The following is a 20,867-nucleotide window of genomic DNA, read 5'->3' as shown; positions in this document are numbered from 1 at the left end:
ACCCTATGTATGAAATACAAACCTGAGCTGGGCATACTCTTTGTCACCATTCTCTGGGGAGCCAGCTTTGCCGTCAGCAAGCTGATCATGGCGGACATTACCCCCAATTACTATACCTTCTTGCGCTTTGCCGGAGCTTTTCTTGTCTTAGCCATCTGCTTTCATAAGCGCCTGAGGCATATTCCGAAGCAAACCCTCCAGGCAGGGGTGCTCATTGGTTTAGCCATAGCCTGTGGTTATGTTTTGCAGACGATGGGTCTTAATTACACGACGGCGTCCAAAGCCGGTTTTCTGGCGGGGCTGTATGTGGTATTGGTACCCGTTATGGAATCCTTTTTGTGCAAGTGTCTGCCAAGATACAACATGATCCTTGGAGTGTGCCTGGCTACCGCAGGCCTTGCCCTGTTAAGCCTGGAAAGGGACTTTACCATCGGCTTTGGTGATCTGCTGGTTTTTGTCGGAGCTGTTTTCTTTGCCGTCAGCATGGTCTTGATCAGCCGCTTTGCCAGCAAACATGATCCGATGGTCCTGGCCATTATCCAAATCGGGGTCACAGCACTTTTTTCCCTGGTCCTGGCCGTATTTACCGAACCCGGATTGTCTGCGGTCCAATTCACACCCGTCTTGCTGGGGTTGGTTCTTTTCGCCATTCTGTTTGGCACAGCGGTCAATACTGCCGTACAGAATTGGGCTCAGGGTTACTTGACAGCCACGACGGCGGCGTTGATCTTTGTTTTGGAACCGGTATTCGGCGGCGTTTTTGGCTGGCTCCTTGTCGGTGATGTGATCGGGATGAAGCAAATCTCAGGCAGCGCCTTGATCATCAGCGGGATGCTGGTTACCCTGCTGCTCAAGCCCGGCCAGCGCGCCCAGAGTAAAGCTGACCAAGGGGTTCAACTATCCGGCCGCTCCTAATCCTGCCTGGCAGATCCTTCTGTTTTCGCATCACTCATCTTTAACGTCATATCTTTCACTTCAACATTCTTCAGCTTCCCCACACAATTTCATATAATTTTGGTAAGAAAAGCTCTTTTCCTCTCCCGGATAGGACCCAGAGGGTCTTATACCCCCGGGAGAAGGTCTGGAGCTTTTCTTCGTCTTGGTTGTCAGTAAATATAGATCACCAGGTTAATCTTCTGCTTCTACCAAGGGGAGAAGGAGTTATACAGTTAATTCTCCATTCAAGAAGAGGTTCGATTGACAGAATAAGTATCTTGCAATACAATATAATAGTAGTATGTATTGCAAGATACCTGAGGGGGCTTGTTATGATTCCTTCACAGATGCTTAAGGGAATGTTAGAAGGTTGTATCCTGGAAATCATACGCAAAAAGGAAACCTATGCTTATGAGATTTCGGAGCAATTGGAGAAATACGGATTTGGAGCCATATCGGAAGGTACCATATATCCGATTATTTTACGTTTGCAGAAAGGGGAGATGATCGAGGCAACCCTGCGGGATTCCAATAGTGGACCACCACGGAAATACTATCATTTGACGGAAAAAGGGATCGTTGCTCTGGCTCAGTTTAAGGAAAATTGGCAAGAGCTCGAGTATGCTATAAATCAGCTGTTTATGGAGGTGGAGGAAGTTGAAGAAGGCGAAGGAACTGTTGAAGAGAAATAACCTGCGGGAAAAGGGGATTTTCAAGGAAAACCAAGAAGTATATACAAATATGATTGTTTATATTAGAAGTTCTAACATGACCGATTATAATCAGGAAAGTGTCAGAGAAGATATTATCCATATGATATTAGATGGTCAGCAGCGGGGGGACACTATTGAAAAGATCATGGGAGGTGATTATAAAGAATTATGTGATGAAATCATCGCTGCCATGCCGAAGAAAACTCTAAAAGAGAGAATAATAGAGTTTATAGCCATTTTTCTTAAATCCTTAGGGGTCTTAGGGGTTATAGCCCTGGTGGAAAATCTAGTGTCCGGTTTATTGGCAGGGAGTAAAAGTTTTAGGTTTATATTGACAGTAGGAGATATTATTAATGCAGTAATCATCGTTTTGGCAGCCATTGCAATCTACTATTATGTTTCTAAGACCGCTTTTAACACGATGAAGAAAAAGAAGGTAACCTCATTTTTGAAGCTTTGGTTAGCTGCCTCTATCGTCAGCGGCCTGGTGATCTTAGGCAATGTATATTTTACAACTGCTGTTCTGGAGATTCCTTTAACTCTGGCGGCTATCCTTGTTTTGGCTATTTTTCTTATCGAGAGAATAGTGGATAGATAAACCTTGCCTTTGGGAGAAGCCAGAGCTTGCAAATACTTTTGCGAAAAAGTAAGCTTAGAAAAAGCAATGAATAGGGAGGAGTTCAAGAATGAAGGTTCTCATAGTCATTGATATGCAGAATGATTTTATTGATGGAGCCCTTGGTACGGAGGAAGCTGTAAAAATCGTTGATAAAGTGAAAGGGAAGATTGACAGTTATTTAGCTGCCGGTGACACGGTCCTTTATACACAAGATACTCATACTGAGGCCTATCTGCAGACACAAGAAGGGCAAAAGCTGCCTGTAGAGCATTGTATAAAAGGGACGCCCGGCTGGGAAATTTCCCAAAAAGTCTATGTGAGCGGATGTCAGGTGATTGAAAAGCCTTCTTTCGGTTCAATCGAGCTTGCTGAATTGATGGCAGGGATGAAGGAAATACAGTCTATTGAGCTGATCGGCCTTTGTACGGATATCTGTGTTATTTCCAATGCCCTGATTTTGAAAGCAAAAATGCCGGAGATTCCGATTGTTGTTGACTCATCCTGTTGTGCAGGGGCGACTTGGGCAGGGCACCAAAACGCCCTGCAGGCCATGAAGATCTGTCAGATTGAGGTGAGCGGAGGATAGGATGCTTTTGATAAAGAAAACCCGGCTTCGCCCGAAGACACTGTCTTCGCACTGATATGAACGAGGCTGTCAAGTTTGCCTTTTAATCACGCATCCAGAAAGGCGAAGTCCTTGGTTGCTCTTATGCATCCACACATTTTGATCTGGGGCCTACTCATCAGTTAATGTGTGTCCGAAACTGTCCACCGGACACTTTCGTCACATAATGGTGCTATACTGAAGGTAGAGAATATGGAATGAAGGAGCATAAAAGTGAAAAACTGGCAAGAGGTGTTTAAACTTTTTCTACAGGGACTGTATAAGGCAGTATCCCGTTTTCCATTTACAGTATTTTGCCTGGCCGGAGCTACAGGGATTGTTTGGTACACGATTTATATTGAATTCAATCCGACCTTGTATATTAATAAGGTAGCTTATGCATTAGCTGTAGGAGCATTTATCGGAATGCTCGCTCAATTCTCCATTGAGAGATTTGAAAAGCTGGCGCATAAACCAATTGCTGTTTATGCCCTATCACTTGTATTAACCGCAGGATATTTTTTGATCATACTGCCGGCTCCGGAACTTAGCGCTGAAATAACTGTGCGTACCTTTGTAGCTGTTTTTGCCATGCTGTGTGCCATCCTGTGGGTACCCTCCTTTAAAGGGGAAACAAATTTTGATAAAGTTGCTTTGATTCATTTCAAAGGATTTTTCACCTCTATTCTCTATTCTGCGGTACTTTCAGCCGGTATCGCCGCGATTCTGGCGGCGGTAGATATGCTATTGTTTGATATTAATAATGATGCGTACGCCTATACGATGGCTTTTATCTGGGTTATGTTCGCACCGCTTTATTACTTGTCTTTGCTGCCCAAATTCCACTCCAGGGAAGAGTATGACTTTGATGCTATGCAGCGCGCGGAATATTATCCCCGTTTTCTAGAAATACTCGTATCCTATATTCTGGTTCCCTTGGTCGGCATATACAGCCTGGTGCTATTCGCGTATTTCATTAAGATTCTCCTTACAATGAAATGGCCGGTGGGTCAGCTCGGGCCGATGGTGCTTATCTATTCTGCAGTGGGTATAATTCTGTTTATTTTAGTAAGCCTCCTTGAAAATCGTTTTGCACTACTTTACCACAAGATGTTTCCGAAGATACTTATCCCCATAGTCATCATGCAGATGATTTCGGTGGGCATTCGCCTGAATGCCTATGGGATAACAGAATCTCGGTATTATGTGGCACTATTCGGCGTCTTTTCCATTGTGATTGGGTTGATACTCAGCCTGAAGCCTCTTACGAAGAATGGTTTTATTGCTCTGCTCGCTGCAGGGTTTGCTATTGTTTCCATACTGCCACCGGTTGATGCCTTTACAGTTTCGAGAGTAAGTCAGATTACCCGATTGGAAGGCATTCTGCAAGGAGAAGGAATTTTAGCTGACGGTAAGCTTACCCCTAAAGTTAATGCTTCCGAGAACACCAAAATTGAGACCACCAATATTTTAAACTATTTGAATAGGCAGAGTTCGCTGGAATATATTGAATGGCTGCCGGAAGATTTTGCTATTTATGATGATATGCGAGAAACGTTTGGTTTCGCGGCAACTTACCCCAACTACACGAATGAGTATAGGTATTTCTCAGCTTTCCTTGATACCAGAGTTCCAATTAATATCTCCGATTATGATATTTCCCTTCAGTTTCATTCCAACCGCTATGAGAAGGATATGACTTCTCAGACCGTTTCTTTTATGTTGGAAGAGAAAACCTATGAGCTGGTTGTGGAACGATTATCCCAAGCAGAGGTTAAACTATCGATTCAAGACGCCACGGGCAGCGAACTGATCAGTACCGGCTTGTATGAATTTGCCGAAAGGCTGTCCGAAGTAGGGGAGAAACATAAATCTGAGTTGTCTCCTGATGAAATGACGTTGGAGGTAAACCGCGACGGGTATGAGCTGAAGATACTTTTCCAAAGTATCAATATGACGTTCGAGCCAGAGCCCGATGCAGGAGTGGATTATTCCGGTCAGGTATTCTTTGGGGTAAAATAAATAAAGACAATATAAACGAGGTGCTTTCAGTGAATTGCACCTCGTTTTGTACTGTAGTGTCTTTGCTTTCTACATAACTTCATCTGGGGGTTCACACAAATCTGGAATGGTCTCGCTTATGGTAAAGGGGACTCACATATAAAACCTCTCCTGATCCTGCATGGAAAACCCTTCTGTCTTCACATCGCTCATCTTCAGGGTATCATCGTTTACTTCCATCTGCTTCAGCTTCTTCACCGCCCCATAAGGTTTGGCTAAGGAAAGCTCTTTTCCTCTCCCGGACAGGACCCAGAGGGTCTTATATCCCCGGGGGATGGTCTGGAGCTTTTCTTCGCCTTGGCCGTCGGTAAAATAGATCAATAAGTTAATTTTATTTTGATTAGCATACTCAAAAACCGGGGTAAAGCGGGTGCCGCCGCGGATTTTGAGCCGCTCCTGAACATCCCGGACCGTTTTAATCTTATATGTCCGCCTGATTTCACTGTCGCATTCCACGATGATGATTTCATGATTGTAATTCTTCACGATGGCCAGAACTTCTTTGATGGCTTGGTTAAATTCCTGATCGCTGATGCTGCCGCTGATATCCAGGGCGACGAGAATTTTGGCTTGATGACTTCTCAGTTGGCCTCTTAAATCCAAGCGTTCAGGCTGTCTTCTATTGCGGCGGGTGACCGTTTTTTTAATGTCGCTGGGAACCGTTCCCATCAACCGTTTAAGATAGAGATTCCAGGGCAGCTCTCCCTGGCTGTTTCTCAAGGAGGAGAGCATGTTTTCCAGATAACCGGGAAGGCTGCCTTTCTGGGCATGAGCGATAAACTTCTCTGTAAATTCCTGAAGGGTTTGTTCATCGGCAGCACTGGACTCTTGCCAAAGGTCATGGGTTCTCTCCGGATCATAAGCTGTTTTTATTTGACTTTCATCATTGTTCTGATCAGGTTCCTTGGGCTTTTCAGCATCCTTAGACTTATCAGACTCATTCGCCTCATCCCCATCCCGTTGATCTTCCGCAGCCTCATCAGCGGCCAGCAAGTCCAGGGCGGCTTGAATCTCCTCCACGTAATATTCGAAAGGCTTAAAAGGGAGGAGCTTTAAAGCATAATGGACATTAACCCATTCCAAGGTAACGGAATAGGGAGGAAGATAATCCAAATAGGTATTGACCACGATATTCATGGCCATATTGATGGCTAAAGTGCTGTAGCGGCCTTGCAGGGCTTTGGCCCGCCATAAATGCCCGGAGAGGATATGGAGTATTTCATGCTTGATGGTGCTTGCCATCTGCTGGAGATTGAGATTCAGAAAAAGCATGGGGTTAAAATGGATCACATAGTGTGCCCCTTGGAAATTCACGCCTGTAGGGCTGGTGATATCAAAGCGGATTTCCCGGGACATTTGCATTAAAAAATAGCTGTAGAAATTGTCCTTATCTTCCAGCAGACTGAGATTGACTTGATCCACAAGGCTGAAGAACTCATCCTTGAATTCCTGGGGAATGTGAATGACCGCCTGATGTCCCTGGCGTTGGGAGCGATAAAATTCCTCCATAATCAGGGTTGCTTGTGCATAAAGCTCCTGAACCTGGTTCTCAAATTCACTCATCATCAGGATCACCTGAGGGAACCATAGGATTCGAAATAGGAATCAACAAAGCCTTCATTTTCAATGGCTTGCCGATAGATTTCCGGGTAGCTGCTTCTAATATCCTTCATAATGCCGATCTTTAAATCTACTGGGTAAAGTTTTAAAAACGCCACCAGTCTATCCATAGAGGACTGGGCATGGTCAGGAGCATTGGCGGGAGTCTTGCTAAGATGAGATTCCAGGGTTTGGAGAATATTCCTGGCGGAGAGATAAAGCCGGGTATGGCTTTCTTCTTTGACCTTGTCCCGGAGAGATTCCGGCAGGGAAGTCCCGGAAAAAATGTCGTCATAAGCGATGAGAGGGGAATAATCGGCTTCGGCAAAGTTGACAAATTCCTCGGCGATTACCCGTCCCACATTGCCTTTGACTACATTCAAGAACACGGAGCGGGGAATGGAGTCCTTGTTCTCCTGATAGATCTTATAACTGCTGGATATCCGCTCATAGCTGCGGGGGGTGGCCCTGAGATCATCTTCGTTGATCTTGTGCAGATAGTCAGGGAAGGTGGAAATAAATTCAATCACCTTGGGCTCAATTCCGGCCCCGATGGCCCAATCGATCCACTGTTTATGATCAGGCTTCATGAAAAGCCAGACAAAGCGGTTTTCCTGGGCGGCATCCATATCCACCACCTGATAATCGAAATCTGAGCCGTATTTGCTGGAAGGATTCATGGCGGCCAGGATTTTAACTCCTTCAGGTAAGATATAGCCGTTGATTTCCCGGTTAAGGATGAGATTCATCAGTTCCTGCTGGACCGTATGTTCACAGCGGTTGATCTCGTCAATAAACAAGAGGACGGTTTGGCCACGCGCGATGGCTTCGTCGATCTCCCGCAGTTTATGATGAACGGCATAGACCGTGCTTTTCTTTTCCTGGAGAATGCCCTGCTCATTTCCAACGGTTTTTGCTGCTGTTGCGGCCAGGGGATTAACCGCCTCAGGCCCGCTAAAGACGTAGGATTCTATGGTTGGCAGGCCGCCGATTTCACCTTCTTTGAGGAGATTTCCGTTGATAATCACCAGGCTCCACTGGTTTTGCTGAGCCAGTTCCTTGGCTAAGGCTGTTTTGCCGATGCCGCTTTCCCCGATGATCAAAGGGACCTCTCCCGTGGCCAGAACTAAGTCAACACTTTTTAAGGTGTCGGTGTAATTCATAAGTGCTCCATCTCCTATATCTTCAGTTTTTCATCTACAGCTACTTTTTTTGCTTTTCTACTGCCATAGTGATAAATAAACATGATCTTATCCAGGGACATCTGGCCGCTGTTTTTGTGGATGGTACTGGAATTGAGAAAATCCCGTACATATTTTTCATCAACATCTTCCTGGCCCAAAGTCTCCTTGAGGACTTGTTCCAGTTCGGCCTTGGTGATGTCGTTCCGCACATATTTAATCACGAGAAAATTGACGCCCAGGAATTGAAGGATTTTTTCTTTGCTCAAATCCTTGACAAAGGCGATAGCGCTTTCATGATTTCTGATCGCCAGCAGCTCAGCCTGGGGAGTGGGAGAATCAATATATCTTAAAGCGTCATAGTTGATGCGGACAGCTTCCTCCTGGGCCTTGGGGCAAGGGTCTTTGATGAATTTGATCGAGTCGTAATGCCTGCGCACTGCCAGGAGCTGCAGTTCTTCACTGGGATGCTTAACGTATTTAATCGCCCAGCCGGCTTGAGTGATAGCCAATTTGATGATGGTTTCACTGGGGTGTTGAAGATACTCTAAATTAACCCAGCTATCCTGGATGGCCTTGTTCATCATCTCTTCCGTAGGGTTATCGATAAATTGAATGGCCCGGCTGTTATTGGCCAGGGCCAGCTCCTGCATCTCCGGGGTGGGATGCTCAATATGCTTCAAGGCCAGGCCGTTTTTCTGCACGGCCAATAACTTTAACTCATCACTGGGATTGGGGATATAGACCAGGGCATTGGGGTTAGTCTTAATGAGGTCGATTAGCTTTGCTTTATCCATTGTCTGATGTTCCTTCTATGGTTATTTTAGGGTGGCTGGTATCATGATTGCGGTTTAAGAGGATAGGGTTTAAATAAAGCTCAATAATATGATTATACTACCGGATTGAAAAAGGATCTAGATAAGCAAAAAGCGGATTGGACGGGCAACTATATGAGTAAAAAATTATCTCAAGATGGATCCTAAAGGAAATCTTAAGATGAATTAGTTATATAAAAGAAGTTGGAATAACGCCATTAATCATATATAATATATTGCATAGCTTTTAATTGATGAATTGAGGTGGAAAAATGCCAATTATGAATACGCAAATTAATTGGAGAACAAAAACCGAAATGATCTATAGCACCCTTCGGGAAGCTATTGTATCCGGCGATATTAAAACCGGTGAGAAAATTGTCCTGAGTAAAGTGGCCAGCGACCTCGGCGTAAGCCCGAGTCCGGTTCGCGAAGCCATCAAGCAATTAGCGGCGGAAGGATTAATCGATCTGACCGCTCATACTGAAGCTGTGGTCAGTCGTTTGTCGGAAAAAGATTTTCGCGAGTTCACTGAAATAAGGGTTATCCTGGAGTCTGAGGCGACAAAATGTGCAACGAAACAAGTAACTCCGGAATTTATAGCAAAACTCGAAGATATTTTGGCAAAAATGCAGGAATGCGTGGATCAGGAAGATTCGAAGCGTTATGGTGTATTGAACCGTGAATTTCATGAGACGATTTATGAATCTTGCGGCAATGAGCAGCTGACAAAGCTGATTGACTCTATTACTGTCAGGACGGACCGGGCGCGGGCGGTTTTCAGCTATGACTACTCACGCTTGATGGAATCCTTTCAGGAGCATCAGGATATTGTTGAGGCGATCAAAGCCGGCCAGGCAGAGAAGGCGGGGGATATCGTTGCCACTCAAACCCGGGCAGGTTTGGAATCGTATTTAAAACATTCTCTTAATCAGTAGGAAAATTAAAAGAGGGAAACCTTTAGAGGCTTATTCTAAGATTGCCGTCCGGTATCTTGGAATAAGCCTCTTTTATCCGTCAGATTATCCAGAGTGCCAGTGGTATCGGTAAAATGTTGAAGGCCAATGAGGCTAGACAAAAAATGGGCTGAACCTTTGTGGTATCTCCACAAAGGAAGCTTCCTGAGTCCTTGGATAATTATGAATTCCGGATAGCTGTTTACTTTGCCTTAAAGGTATACGATTTATTTAAAGATACACCGGACTAAATTAAGCTTTGCAGAAATCACCAAAGCGCATCTGCAGCGTTGTTAGAGCACGAGAGACTGCGAGAGCACGAGAGTCCGTGCGGGACCCCGTGCTCTAGGGCGCTTAGATCAATCGTGACAGGTGTAGCATGTGAAAACCTTTTCGTGATGGCAGCTTATACAAAGGTCCTGCGCAGTTTTCTCCACTGCTTCAGCGGTATGCATCTTATGGCAGCTAACACAGGAAATGATGGCGTGGTCGCTGGTTTCGGGCAGTGCATGCGGATTGACAACCGTACCTTTGGCATCGGTAAGAACAGTTGTGTCGGCTGATTTTTGCGCAAGGCTCTCAAGGTTTTCGTGGCAGTTCAGGCAGGTAGCCTGTTCAACCTTCGTCGACCTCAGTCGGATCGGTGTCTTTGAGGCGCTCGTTACCTCTTTGTGAACGGTGGAAAGGGCGCTGTCCGTATGGCAGGTCGAGCAGGGGAGGGTGGAATGAACCCCTGCCTTTGTGGTGGCATCGGCAAAGGAATCGTGTTCCTTTTGGTGACACACGCTGCAATCAGCATTGGTCTCCCAGGTGAACGAGACAGCATACGGGTCATTCGCCGGAGCTTCCGGGGAGTTGCCCTTGGCACCTGTTTCGGTGCTGGGCGCACAGCCGAAGACGAGGGCGGTCAGGGCAAACAGCATGATCACAATCATAACCACGCCGATGGTCTTGGTAGCAGGTACTTTCTTTACAGTTGTCATCTTCATGGGGACCCTACTCCTCATGTGCAATGGTCATGCCGGCAATGCGCCCAAACACGATGGGTTTGGCCAGGCCGATGAGGTCCATGTTGCCCGCGCTTTCGCCGGCAGCATACAGGCCGGGGATGGGTTCCAGATCCCAGTCGACCACCTGAGCCTTGGCGTTGATGGTCACGCCGCCCAGGGTGTTGTGCTTCTGGATCCCCCATTTAACAGCGTGGAAGGGTGGGGCAGCGATCTTAGCGTTAAGGTGTCTCTTCGCAAAATCTTCATCCGCACCTTTGTCCACGAGCTCGTTATAGCGGGTCACTGAGGCCACCAAAGCATCGGCAGGCACTTTAATGGCGGCTGCCAGCTCTTCAAGTGTGTCGGCGGTGCCGTACATGAAGTCCTCGACGGTCTCACCGACAATGAACTTAAGTTCTTGTTTGGCCCGGGAGGCCTCGTCGAGAATAATCCAGACCACCGGGCCGTCCTTATCCGTGGTCTGGGCGGCGCAAAGCTGAGCGAAATAGAAAGGTTTCGAGCCGCCTACCCAGGCCGGGTTGTCTTCGCCGATCTCTTCATTCATAAAACGCTTACCCTCGGCGTTGACGTAGATGCACTCACTGTCGAGAGGTTCGGCGGTGCCGGGCAGGCCGAAGGGCATTTTGATGCTGTGCCAGAGTGTGCCGGGGTGGCGGTGCCAGCCGTGCCAGTCGCTGCCGCGGTCAGTGGACAGCGATGCTCCGGCGTCGAGGGCAGCTTCGATGCCGTTGCCGTCATTCCACACATAGGGCTCGCCGCTGATATGCGGGTATTTGGTGAGCCAGGGGAGGAAGAGCTGTTTGAGTTTCGTGGAGCCCTTCCAGCTGCCGGTGCCGAGGAAGACAGCTTTGTTGCCTTTCATGCGGACGGTCTTGCCGTCAAGGGTGGCCTCGATACCGATGACGCGGCCGGCACGGTCGCCCTCGGCACGCAGGATCTTGGTCATCTTGCAGCTCAGGATAAACTGGGCGCCGTTGTCCACCGCCGTGTCATAGATCGGCCAGCACAGACCGGCGCCGCCTGCCTGCATGTCGCCGTCTTTGCCATTCTCGCGATCCACGAGACGGGGGCTTGTGGTAGTGTAGTAGCGCGAACCGCGATAGACTGCCGCCATCTGACTGACATTGGCCTTAATAAATGGAACGCCCATAATGTCGAGCCAGTTCCAGGTGTCCAGGCTGTTGTCCGCGAAAGCACGGGCCATGCCCTCGCCGTCTTCAGCGCCTGAGATTTTGCGCCATTGGCCCATCTCCACTTCGCGGCCATCCACGGTCTCAACGACCATGGTCTTGTCGGTACGCAGGTTGGGGACGGTGCGGTCCTCATAGATAATTTCCGCTGTTTCCTCGAAACCGGCTGCGATCTGCATCCGGGTGCCGCCGCCGATACCCAGGTTGCCGCCCGCCAGGATGCCCTTGCCGCCTATCTTGTCATTGGAATCAATGGCGATGACGCTCACCCCGGCTTCGGCTGCCGCCGCTGCGCAGGCGAGGCCAGCCGGGCCCGTACCGCAGACGATGACGTCGGCCTCATAATCCCACGCCTCACCAGCCGGAGCTGGAGTATCTTTTGCTGCACCTTCCGAGCATCCGGCTAAGAGACCTGTACCAAGAACAGCACCTCCTGCAAGTATACCGGTATTGCGTAAAAAATCTCTTCGGGAAAGGTTTTTACTATTGGTTTTCCCATCTTTTTCTGACATCTTTTAGCCTCCTTAATAATAAAAAATAGGATGATAATAACAAAAAATGGAGTTAATAATGGTGTTTGTGATTGTTTTATGATATTGTGAAAAAGTACGATATATGGTGAAATAAGACGATATCACCTCCAGTTGTATTTTTACAATAAATCATCACGCCCCCTTTCCGTCTCGTTAAATATGCAAAACCTGTGCCACATATTTAACGAGACGGATTTTGAGGCGGATTCAGGGCTCTGCGCCGAGATGCAGTTAAGATATATGATGAACGAAGTGTGGCAAAAAGTACAAACCTCGATTGTGAAAGTAGTAATTGTCACATGAGTGACTGTAGTATGCTATAATATTTGGAAATATTTTGTAAAATATTGGAGAAAAGGAGTAAGAAAATTATGCAGATGTATGATTTATTACAGATGATCCAATCCGGCGAAGTCAATTCCCGATATTTTACCAAGGTGAACGATCAATGGAACCGTTTTCAGGAAGGCCGGGAAGTAGACAACTCTGTCGTTCCCCAGGAATATCTCGATTCTTGGAAACGATGCAGAGCTTACGGGCTTGATCCTTATGACCTAACACTCTCCGTCGTGGAAAACCCAAAGCAGAAAGAGTTTTTCCTGAATACCGTGAAGAAATATGAGTTTTATCTGCAAAGCGTCTTTGAAATTTTTGATTTAAGTGACTTTTTATTTAAACTGCAGACCAGAGACGGAATCTGCCAGCTTCTGGGCCAGTCCACACTTACTTTAATGGATTGTTCGGAGAAGAACAGTGGAACAACCAGCTCCAGCATCGTCCTTTACGAAGATAAACCCGCTGTCATATTTCAGCCTTTTTATTACCGCCAGACCTATGTCAGGAAAAATTTCGGAGAAATACACGGGGCCTCGGCGCCAATTCATAATGAAAAAAATGAGTTGATCGGGGATGTAGTTCTTTTGTATCATTATCCGGAATTAAGCCTGCAGGCGTTTCATATGGTTTCCTTGATTGCCAAAATATTCGACTATCTATACTGGCCGCTTACGTTCGGGCATGAAAGACAACTGGAGCAGATTATGAATTGCCTTCCGCAAGGGATAGCCCTGGGCAGCAAAAAAGAAACGATCAATTTTTGTAATGAAAAAATGGTGGATCTATTTGAAATCAGAAAAAAACAGAATACCGGGCAGGGACGGAAAAAATCCCTGCCGGTATTCATGAAAGCCCAAAATGATCTGTATACATTCAATCATATTAAAGGAAAAAGCCCTTTAATTCAGAAAGCAAAAAATACAGCCGAGAAAATCGCGGATACGTATGTGCCGGTTATGATTTATGGAGAAAGCGGAACAGGCAAGGAAATGTTTGCTCAGGCGATTCATAACGCAAGCAGCCGCAGCGGCGGTCCGTTTATCGCGATAAACTGCGGGGCGATCCCGGGAGAACTGGTGGAAAGTGAGCTTTTTGGCTATGAGGAAGGAGCTTTCACGGGTGCTTCGAAAGGCGGCAAGGTCGGAAAAATAGAAGCTGCGTCAGGAGGGACACTTTTTCTGGACGAAATTGAAAGTATGCCATTGAAGGACCAGATTAAACTCCTGAGAGTCTTGTCAACCGGAAAAGTCCAGAAGATCGGAAGCACGAAAGAAGTTCCAGTCAATGTGCGCTTGATTTCCGCTACCAAAACCGATTTACTGCAGCAGGCTGATGAAAGCTTATTCCGTGAGGACCTGTACTATCGTATCAGCACTTTCATAGTTGAGCTTCCGCCGCTCAGAGAACGCAAGGAAGATATAATATTCCTGGCTGAAGAATTCATTCAACGGCTGGAGAAAAGATATTCCCGCTCTTCTATTGAAATGGACTGGTCATTTATCAATGCCCTGCTCAGTTATAAATGGCGGGGCAATGTGCGTGAGCTGGAGCATGCCATGGAGCACGCGGTAATCATGCTCGATAAGCAGTCTTCACTTTTGCTTGAACATTTACCTGAGAAAATACAGGATTACTACCTGAATAACACCACCGAAGAGATCGTAGAGGAAGCTATGGAACATGAAAACAAATTCGGACTGCTGGCTCTGGCTGAACAAAAAATGATTGAACGGGTGCTGGACTCTGTGGATGGCAATATCAGCGCGGCCGCAGAACAGCTGGGGATTAACCGCCGGACCATCTATCGAAAGCTGCAGCGCAAAGAGACCTTGGACTCATAATTCGGGTAATCAGCTATCTCCAAATGCAGCTTAATGAATCGTACTTAAACATTCTCTTAATCAGTAGGAAAATTAAAAGAGGGAAACCTTTAGAGGCTTATGCTAAGATTGCCGGCGGTATCTTGGAATAAGCCTTTTTTTGGAATAAGCTTTTTGCATATCAGGCCTGACAGCCGTTTTCTGAAAGGTTGCATTTTTTCGAATTTTACGTTGACAAAGAGCATAAACCAATATATCATATATAATATATTATATATGATATATTGCGATGAACGATATCCCGGAGAAAAGGTCAGAAGATGGATTTGAATCTTTCTTCGCTAAGAGGAGGGAGGTCTGGGCACAATCGGATCTGTGAAAACGCTCCAAGGCAAATGCACAAGGATTTAAAGCTGAACCGGTATTCGTATTCGTAGTATATCAGGGTAATATGTCAGTATCGACAGAAGGCAAATTGATAAGGAGCAAGGAGGTCGTTTGCATGTCTGCTTTAGTGCATTTTTTCTCATTTGTACAAGGTTTCTCCGACTTGACCCTGGTGATCGTTCGTATCCTGGCCGCCATCGTCTTTGCCTCTCACGGTTGGTTTAAATCCTTCGGAAAACAAAAATTTCGCGGCTCGGCCGAACGCTTTGCCGAACGCGGCATTCCCTTTCCTTTGCTGGCCTCTTACATCACTTCATGGAGCCAGTTGATTGCGGTGCCGCTTTTAGTGCTGGGCTTTATGACCCAATGGATTGCTTTGCTGCTTGCTCTGGAAATGGTCGTTGCTGCATGGGCAAAGTATATGGATACTCATGCAATTTTTGACGGGATGGATTTACCCCTGGGTACTTTAGCCATTTGCCTGGTGCTGTTTGTATTGGGCCCGGGTGCTTATTCGTTGGATGCCTTATTTTAAAAGGCATGGAAGGGGAGGTAATGGAAGATGGATAACCTTGATCCTGTTGTGAAAGAGCAAAATGATATAGTTGTAAAAGTACAAAATGATACAAAGAAAAAAGTTTATGCATTGATCGGAGCAATTATCCTCGGTATCCTGGTCTGGTTTCTGGGAGAAGGGCTGGGACCCCAAGGGCGCATGGCTTTGGCCCTGACCATGACGGCTATTGTGCTGTGGATTTCTGAGGTCTACCCTGTGGAGATAACCGCTGTTCTTTTAAGCACTTTTTTTGTTTTTACAGGCTCGGCCACCCCGGTGGAAGCATTTTCCGGGTATGGGGACGCCATTGTTTGGTTTATTTTTGCGGCCCTGGTCTTTGGAACGGCGGTTGAGCAGTCCGGTATCGGCAAAAGAATCGCCTGCAGCCTCATGCGTTTTTCAGGAACTTCCTTTAAATCCATGATGGGGATTATTGTTCTGGTCGGTGCTTTGCTGTCATTTCTGACGCCGGCCGGAGTAGAGCGACTTTTAATTATCTATCCCATTGCCATTGGCGTTGCGGCCGTGTTTGTCAAAGGGAATGTGCAGGGGACAAATACAGGAAAACTGGCCATGTCTATAACCTACCTGGCCGGAAATACCTTTGGCTTCGGCATCTTGACAGGAATTGCGGTAAATATCCTCGGGGCGGGAATTATTAAAGAAATGCTGGGGATCGAGATCTTTTGGTCCCAATGGATTCTTTGGTTCGGTGTTCCCACCGTCATTACGACCTTGATCGCTATTTTTGTGGCCTGGAAGCTGTTTCCACCGGAAGACTATGTGTTAACAGCGAAAAAGGAAAATGCCAATCAAGACTTTATGAATTTAGGACCCATGACCATCGTCGAAAAACGGGCTTTGCTGTACTTAGTCATCACCCTGGGGTTATGGGCCACCGACCGCTGGCATCACCTTCCTTCCTGGGGCGTAGCCATATTTTCCGCGGCTTTGTTCTGTGCTCCGGGCTTTGGCGTGATCAGCAAAGAACAATTGAAGAAGATTCAGTTTCCCATCGTTATTTTTTCCGGGGCGGCCATCACCATCGGCACGGTGCTGGGCAAGACGGGAGTGGCGGCCTGGATCGGCAAAGTTTTTCTGGGCTCCTTTATCAGGCCGGATATGAGCACCCAGCTGATGGGGGCCATCACCTATTTGGTTGGCGTTGTCGCTCATATTCCTCTGGTCGAAAGCAAAACAGCGGCGGCAGCCTTTACCCCTGCCGTAGCGGCCTATTTTGACTCCATGCAGCTGCCGGCGCTGGGTCCCACCCTTATGTCCATTATGAGCGCCGATACCGTCGCCTTTTTCCCCTATATGATGATGCCCTTTCTGGCCTTGATGGGGTTGGGCTATTTTACAACCAAAGATTCCATCAAGCTGCTCTCGTCTTACACCTTCGTAGCCATTATTGTGCAGGTGATATCTTGCTTTACCTGGTATCATTGGGTTGGACTGCTTTAATGCTCTGATGGTACCGCCTGCGGCATGAACAGCTGCTCCAAGCAGGCTGATGGCAGATGGATTCTGTTCTTATAAAACTTCAAGGTAATCGCTTTGGTGCGGTTACCTTGCTGCGTATAAAAGAGACACTTTTAAAAGAGGCACCTTTTTGTAAATTAATCAGAATTTTGGCTCAAAAGGGGTTGACAAATGTGAAGGAAGGGATAAACTAATGGTAATACCACATATGATATATGATATATGATATTTAATGTCGATTTAAACAAGGCCCTTGTTTAAATACATCATTTTAAAGGAGGAAGAGTATGGGCAAGCACAAATTCCTGGTGCATGAAGACGGCGATTATGTCGGTGTTGCCATTGAAGACATCAAAGCCGGAGAAGACGTTATGGGAGTAGAGTTGCACTCAGGCAAAAAGGTTCAGGTAACATCCAATCATGACATTCCCCTTGGCCATAAAATCGCCTTAAGGGCAGTCAAAAAAGGAGAGGCCCTCATCAAATACAGTGAGAGCGTCGGCACGGTTACCCAGGATATCAAGATTGGCGATTGGGTACATACCCATAACCTTAAGACTGCGAGGTGGGATTATGGAAACTAAGATTTTAGGGTACCGCAGAGAAAACGGGCGGATTGGGATCCGCAATCATGTCTTGATTATTCCTGTGGATGATTTGTCCAATGCCGTCTGTTTGGCCGTTGAGCATAATATCAGAGGCACGATGGCCGTACCTCATCCCTATGGTCGTTTGCAATTCGGTGCCGATCTGGAACTGCATTTTCAAACGCTGATCGGCACCGGCCGCAACCCTAATGTGGCAGCCGCCATTGTCGTGGGTATTGAACCCAACTGGGCGAAAAAGATTGCCGACGGCATTGCGGAGACCGGCAAACCTGTTGCCTATTTCGGGATTGAAGGATACGGCGACCTCAAAACCATTGAACGGGTTTCCCGCCAAGCTCAGGAGTATGTACAATATGCAACCTCTTTAGAAAAGGTTGAGTGTGAATTAAAAGAGCTCGTCGTCAGCTTCAAATGCGGCGAGTCGGATACGACTACAGGACTGGCCTCAAATCCCACTGCCGGCGTAGTCGGAGACCGTCTGGTTGAGATGGGCGGAACGATTATCTTTGGGGAAACCCCGGAGACAACCGGCGCGGAACATGTACTGGCCAGGCATTTTGCCACCCCGGAACTTGCCGGGAAGTTCCTGAAAGTTCATAAGGATTATCTGGATTTGATTGAATCCAAGGGTGCGGATCTGCTGGGAACCCAGCCCACCCAGGGGAATATTGCCGGCGGCTTGACCACCATTGAAGAAAAGGCTTTCGGCAACATTCAAAAAGCCGGCAAGACACCCATCGTCGGGGTGCTGGCGCCCTGCGAAGAGCCCCAGGGCCCCGGCCGCTACTTTATGGATACGTCTTCCGCTGCGGCTGAGTGCATCACCGTCATGATGGCTGCCGGCGCCGTACTCCATATCTTTATTACCGGCCAGGGCAATATTGTCGGCAATCCCATCGAGCCGGTCATCAAAATGTCCGCCAACCCCAATACCTGCAAGCATATGGCGGAACATATCGATGTGGATATCAGCGGGGTCCTGACTTTAGAGTTAAGTCTTGAAGAAGCAGCCGATAAAGTTATGGAATGCCTTGTGAAAACCGCCCGCGGACGCTTAACGGATGCCGAAGCGCTCAATCACAATGAGTTTGTTCTGACCCGTCTTTATCCAAGCGCTTAAGGCTCATTGCCCCTGAAGCGAAAAGTAAAGGGTGCGGGTAGTCCCGCACCCTGCTCCGGGGCCTTCATACCAGATAAGGGCAGTCCAGTGTTACGGCTTTCGGGTATCAGCCGGGGGTTTCTTAGGTGGAACTATGGGAAAAGTCTTAAGAAAAAGATCTTAAATGGAGTGAGAAAAGTGACAAGCGAAACGAACAATTATTTGCTGGAGTTAACCCAGCCGGAAGCGGAAGCGATCCTCAGGCGGTCCCAATTGGCCATAATACCTAACGGCAGTGTGGAACAGCATGGCCCGCACCTTCCCTGCGGCACGGATCATTACTGCATTATGGCCATTGCGCGCAAGGTTGCCTCAGGGCTGGACGGTTTATTGCTTCCCTTCAGTCACACCGGAGTTACGCCATTTCATGCATCTTTTGCCGGAACCCTGACTTTGCGTCAGGAAACTTACGTCAATCTGCTTTTGGACACGGCGGTAAGCGTCATCAACCACGGCGTCCAAAAGATACTTTTTGTCAACTGGCATGAGGGAAATACAACCTCCATCAATTACGCGGCCTCTCAATTGCAGAAAGAATACGGGGTAACCTGTGTTGTTGCTCAGGCCTGCTACATTACCGAACAGCTTTATAAAGGAGAGGCGGATCTGACCCATGCCGGCGCCTTGGAAGTGCTGCCGGTTATGGCCTACCGCCCCGACCTGCTTAAACTGGAGCGGGCGACCAACCCGTCTCCTTATGAGGCGGCCAAAGAAGTAGACGCCTTACGCCGTTCCAAATCGGTTTATCCTATTCTGAAAGATATCCGGCAGATAGCGCCTACCGGATGGTACGGGGACCTGGATATCGTCAGCGAGGAAAAAGCGGCGGAACTGGTGGAGCGGGTCAGTGGGGAAATCATCACGGCGGCCCAACAAGTATTTGAGCGTATGCAATAGCAGAAAGAGGCAGAAAAGGTGTTTACTTTGGTTAATATTAATGAAGCAAAATTTCAGCAGGCCACAGGAAGAAGGATAGCGGAGCTGGTTTCTGCCGCGGTAACGGGAACAGAAGGGGTCACCTGCCGAGTTGTCGAGGTTCTGCCTGAGCACCAAGGGGGAGCGCGCCAGCCCCATACCCACTGTGATGTGGAAGAAGTGATCTTTGTTTTGGAAGGGCAGGGGAAAATTTGGGTAGAAGAACAGGAAAAAGATATTTTAAAAGATGACTTAATCGTTGTCCCCATGGAAACGGAGCACCGAATCATCAACCCGGGGGGCCAGCGGCTCCGGTTGCTTTGCTTTTTCCCGAAAGCCCGGGTGGAGGTTCCTTAACTCAGATTTGCAGAACCGACTAATGAAGAAACGACTAATGAAGAAAGAAGGATGGGCAGTGGCTCAATACACGGTATTATCAACTTCTCCGACATTTACAAAATATTCGCCTCAAGCTGCCGGCATTTTAGAAAAGAAGGGTTGTCGGCTGGTCATGATTCCTCCCAACGGACTGCGCGAAAGGGAGGACTTTAAAGCTGTTTTGGCTGAAGCTCATGTCTGGGTGGTGGGTATTAACAAAGTATACGCCGAGGACCTGGAAGCCGCCCCCAATCTGAAGCTGATCATCAAACATGGTACCGGTGTGGACAGCATTGACTTAAAAGCGGCTGCTGCCAGGGGAATTACCGTAGCCAACGCCCCCGGGACCAACGCCAATTCAGTTGCCGATCTGGCCTTCGGCTTTATGCTTAGTCTGGCCAGGCAGATTGTTTCGGCAGATAAGCGTACGCGGGACGGCTTCTGGGGCACTGTCATGGGCAAAGATGTTTACGGCAAAACCCTGGGCGTTTTAGGGCTGGGACAGATCGGCAAAGGAGTGATCCGCAGGGCGAGCGGATTTGATATGAACATCTTGGGCTATGACCTGGTCCATGACAGTCAATTTGAAAAGGAATACCGGGTGAGGGCTGCGACTTTGGAGGAAATTATGTCCGAGGCGGATTATATTTCCGTCCATTTGCCCCTCCTGGAGAGCACAAAAAATATCATCGACCGCAGTTTGCTGGAAAAAATGCGCCCCACAGCCTTTCTCATCAATACGAGCAGAGGAGGCGTGGTTGACGAAACAGCCCTCTATGATCTGCTGAAGGAAAAAAGGATAGCGGGAGCCGCTTTGGATGTCTTTGCCACAGAGCCGCCCCGGCAGTCACCGTTTTTTGAATTGGACAATGTTATTGTAGCGCCGCATATGGGCGCCTATACAGAAGGGGCAATGGGAGCCGTCAGTGAAATCGTGGCGGAGAGCATTGTCCGGGTTTTGGCAGGAAAAGAACCACTATCGGTCATTAAGACGAACTAAAAAGCAAAG

Annotated in this window: 19 protein-coding genes; 14 read left to right on the top strand and 5 right to left on the bottom strand. The window is 47.6% G+C overall.

Annotated elements, in window-relative coordinates; genetic code table 11:
- The first annotated feature begins 9 nt into the window (after positions 1-9).
- The 5 genes from DESLBE_RS06715 (at position 10) to DESLBE_RS06690 (ending at position 4,894) form a co-directional block, all read left to right on the top strand.
- A complete protein-coding gene (locus DESLBE_RS06715) occupies positions 10-915 on the top strand; it encodes a DMT family transporter (protein WP_005814015.1) in 906 nt (301 codons plus the stop codon).
- Between the two features lie 353 nt (positions 916-1,268).
- On the top strand, positions 1,269-1,628 hold the full coding sequence (locus DESLBE_RS06705) for a PadR family transcriptional regulator (protein WP_011459447.1): 360 nt from the start codon (positions 1,269-1,271) through the stop codon (positions 1,626-1,628).
- Entirely contained in the window at positions 1,594-2,247 is a 654-nt protein-coding gene (locus DESLBE_RS06700) for a hypothetical protein (RefSeq protein ID WP_018305286.1), read from the top strand. Before DESLBE_RS06705 ends, DESLBE_RS06700 begins: the two co-directional genes overlap by 35 nt.
- 88 nt (positions 2,248-2,335) lie before the next feature.
- A complete protein-coding gene (locus DESLBE_RS06695; RefSeq protein WP_005814019.1) occupies positions 2,336-2,854 on the top strand; it encodes an isochorismatase family cysteine hydrolase in 519 nt (172 codons plus the stop codon).
- 252 nt (positions 2,855-3,106) lie between these two features.
- Positions 3,107-4,894 (top strand): DUF4153 domain-containing protein, encoded by a 1,788-nt coding sequence (locus DESLBE_RS06690; RefSeq protein ID WP_144675865.1) that lies wholly within the window; start codon positions 3,107-3,109, stop codon positions 4,892-4,894.
- Positions 4,895-5,026: 132 nt separating this feature from the next.
- Here DESLBE_RS06690 and DESLBE_RS06685 read toward each other — a convergent pair whose 3' ends face one another.
- From DESLBE_RS06685 to DESLBE_RS06675, 3 genes are read right to left on the bottom strand one after another with little or no spacing between them, the layout of a single operon-like run.
- The gene (locus tag DESLBE_RS06685) at positions 5,027-6,499 is read right to left on the bottom strand and encodes a VWA-like domain-containing protein (protein WP_026198702.1); all 1,473 of its coding nucleotides are present in this window, start codon (positions 6,497-6,499) and stop codon (positions 5,027-5,029) included.
- Positions 6,500-6,504: 5 nt separating this feature from the next.
- Positions 6,505-7,695: an ATP-binding protein gene (locus tag DESLBE_RS06680; protein WP_015943808.1), complete on the bottom strand. Its 1,191-nt coding sequence runs from the start codon at positions 7,693-7,695 to the stop codon at positions 6,505-6,507.
- Between the two features lie 14 nt (positions 7,696-7,709).
- Positions 7,710-8,510, bottom strand: a complete 801-nt coding sequence (locus DESLBE_RS06675; RefSeq protein ID WP_005814027.1) for a hypothetical protein — start codon at positions 8,508-8,510, stop codon at positions 7,710-7,712.
- A 299-nt stretch (positions 8,511-8,809) separates the two neighbouring features.
- Here DESLBE_RS06675 and DESLBE_RS06670 point away from each other — a divergent pair, with 299 nt between their 5' ends.
- Entirely contained in the window at positions 8,810-9,466 is a 657-nt protein-coding gene (locus tag DESLBE_RS06670; RefSeq protein WP_018305291.1) for a GntR family transcriptional regulator, read from the top strand.
- Between the two features lie 377 nt (positions 9,467-9,843).
- Here the strand turns inward: DESLBE_RS06670 and DESLBE_RS06665 are convergent, their stop codons facing one another.
- Entirely contained in the window at positions 9,844-10,491 is a 648-nt protein-coding gene (locus DESLBE_RS06665) for a cytochrome c3 family protein (protein ID WP_144675863.1), read from the bottom strand.
- Positions 10,481-12,196 carry an FAD-binding protein gene (locus DESLBE_RS06660; protein ID WP_005814032.1) on the bottom strand — a complete coding sequence of 572 codons (1,716 nt, stop codon included), beginning with the start codon at positions 12,194-12,196 and terminating at the stop codon, positions 10,481-10,483. The genes DESLBE_RS06665 and DESLBE_RS06660 overlap by 11 nt, the downstream gene beginning before the upstream one ends.
- A gap of 392 nt (positions 12,197-12,588) precedes the next feature.
- On the opposite strand from DESLBE_RS06660, the gene DESLBE_RS06655 reads away from it, so the two are divergent.
- The 8 genes from DESLBE_RS06655 to DESLBE_RS06620 all read left to right on the top strand — a co-directional run bounded on the left by DESLBE_RS06655 (position 12,589) and on the right by DESLBE_RS06620 (position 20,858).
- Positions 12,589-14,394, top strand: coding sequence for a sigma 54-interacting transcriptional regulator (locus DESLBE_RS06655; RefSeq protein ID WP_144675861.1), 1,806 nt, complete (start codon positions 12,589-12,591; stop codon positions 14,392-14,394).
- Positions 14,395-14,875: 481 nt separating this feature from the next.
- Positions 14,876-15,295 (top strand): DoxX family protein, encoded by a 420-nt coding sequence (locus DESLBE_RS06650; RefSeq protein WP_243131248.1) that lies wholly within the window; start codon positions 14,876-14,878, stop codon positions 15,293-15,295.
- 27 nt (positions 15,296-15,322) lie between these two features.
- Complete coding sequence (locus DESLBE_RS06645; protein ID WP_144675857.1) at positions 15,323-16,780, top strand: SLC13 family permease; 1,458 nt, start codon at positions 15,323-15,325, stop codon at positions 16,778-16,780.
- Positions 16,781-17,085: 305 nt separating this feature from the next.
- Entirely contained in the window at positions 17,086-17,382 is a 297-nt protein-coding gene (locus DESLBE_RS06640; protein WP_144675855.1) for a UxaA family hydrolase, read from the top strand.
- A complete protein-coding gene (locus tag DESLBE_RS06635; RefSeq protein ID WP_005814041.1) occupies positions 17,372-18,526 on the top strand; it encodes a UxaA family hydrolase in 1,155 nt (384 codons plus the stop codon). Before DESLBE_RS06640 ends, DESLBE_RS06635 begins: the two co-directional genes overlap by 11 nt.
- A gap of 177 nt (positions 18,527-18,703) precedes the next feature.
- A complete protein-coding gene (locus DESLBE_RS06630; RefSeq protein ID WP_015943814.1) occupies positions 18,704-19,462 on the top strand; it encodes a creatininase family protein in 759 nt (252 codons plus the stop codon).
- Between the two features lie 18 nt (positions 19,463-19,480).
- Positions 19,481-19,837: a cupin domain-containing protein gene (locus DESLBE_RS06625; RefSeq protein WP_005814045.1), complete on the top strand. Its 357-nt coding sequence runs from the start codon at positions 19,481-19,483 to the stop codon at positions 19,835-19,837.
- Between the two features lie 22 nt (positions 19,838-19,859).
- Positions 19,860-20,858, top strand: coding sequence for a phosphoglycerate dehydrogenase (locus DESLBE_RS06620; protein WP_144675852.1), 999 nt, complete (start codon positions 19,860-19,862; stop codon positions 20,856-20,858).
- Positions 20,859-20,867: the final 9 nt, after the last annotated feature.

It is taken from the genome of Desulfitobacterium sp. LBE, assembly GCF_007830365.1.
GTDB lineage: Bacteria > Bacillota > Desulfitobacteriia > Desulfitobacteriales > Desulfitobacteriaceae > Desulfitobacterium > Desulfitobacterium hafniense.
The sequence above is the reverse complement of the archived record's forward strand: the minus strand, read 5'-3'. Positions and strand labels throughout refer to the sequence as shown.

Coding starts and splice junctions, on each gene's coding strand:
- DESLBE_RS06645 (WP_144675857.1), top strand. CDS start 15,323: ATGGATAACCTTGATCCTGTTGTGAAAGAGCAAAATGATATAGTTGTA.
- DESLBE_RS06715 (WP_005814015.1), top strand. CDS start 10: ATGAAATACAAACCTGAGCTGGGCATACTCTTTGTCACCATTCTCTGG.
- DESLBE_RS06635 (WP_005814041.1), top strand. CDS start 17,372: ATGGAAACTAAGATTTTAGGGTACCGCAGAGAAAACGGGCGGATTGGG.
- DESLBE_RS06620 (WP_144675852.1), top strand. CDS start 19,860: ATGAAGAAACGACTAATGAAGAAAGAAGGATGGGCAGTGGCTCAATAC.
- DESLBE_RS06640 (WP_144675855.1), top strand. CDS start 17,086: ATGGGCAAGCACAAATTCCTGGTGCATGAAGACGGCGATTATGTCGGT.
- DESLBE_RS06705 (WP_011459447.1), top strand. CDS start 1,269: ATGATTCCTTCACAGATGCTTAAGGGAATGTTAGAAGGTTGTATCCTG.
- DESLBE_RS06680 (WP_015943808.1), bottom strand. CDS start 7,695: ATGAATTACACCGACACCTTAAAAAGTGTTGACTTAGTTCTGGCCACG.
- DESLBE_RS06665 (WP_144675863.1), bottom strand. CDS start 10,491: ATGAGGAGTAGGGTCCCCATGAAGATGACAACTGTAAAGAAAGTACCT.
- DESLBE_RS06670 (WP_018305291.1), top strand. CDS start 8,810: ATGAATACGCAAATTAATTGGAGAACAAAAACCGAAATGATCTATAGC.
- DESLBE_RS06695 (WP_005814019.1), top strand. CDS start 2,336: ATGAAGGTTCTCATAGTCATTGATATGCAGAATGATTTTATTGATGGA.
- DESLBE_RS06655 (WP_144675861.1), top strand. CDS start 12,589: ATGCAGATGTATGATTTATTACAGATGATCCAATCCGGCGAAGTCAAT.
- DESLBE_RS06660 (WP_005814032.1), bottom strand. CDS start 12,196: ATGTCAGAAAAAGATGGGAAAACCAATAGTAAAAACCTTTCCCGAAGA.
- DESLBE_RS06650 (WP_243131248.1), top strand. CDS start 14,876: ATGTCTGCTTTAGTGCATTTTTTCTCATTTGTACAAGGTTTCTCCGAC.
- DESLBE_RS06675 (WP_005814027.1), bottom strand. CDS start 8,510: ATGGATAAAGCAAAGCTAATCGACCTCATTAAGACTAACCCCAATGCC.
- DESLBE_RS06685 (WP_026198702.1), bottom strand. CDS start 6,499: ATGATGAGTGAATTTGAGAACCAGGTTCAGGAGCTTTATGCACAAGCA.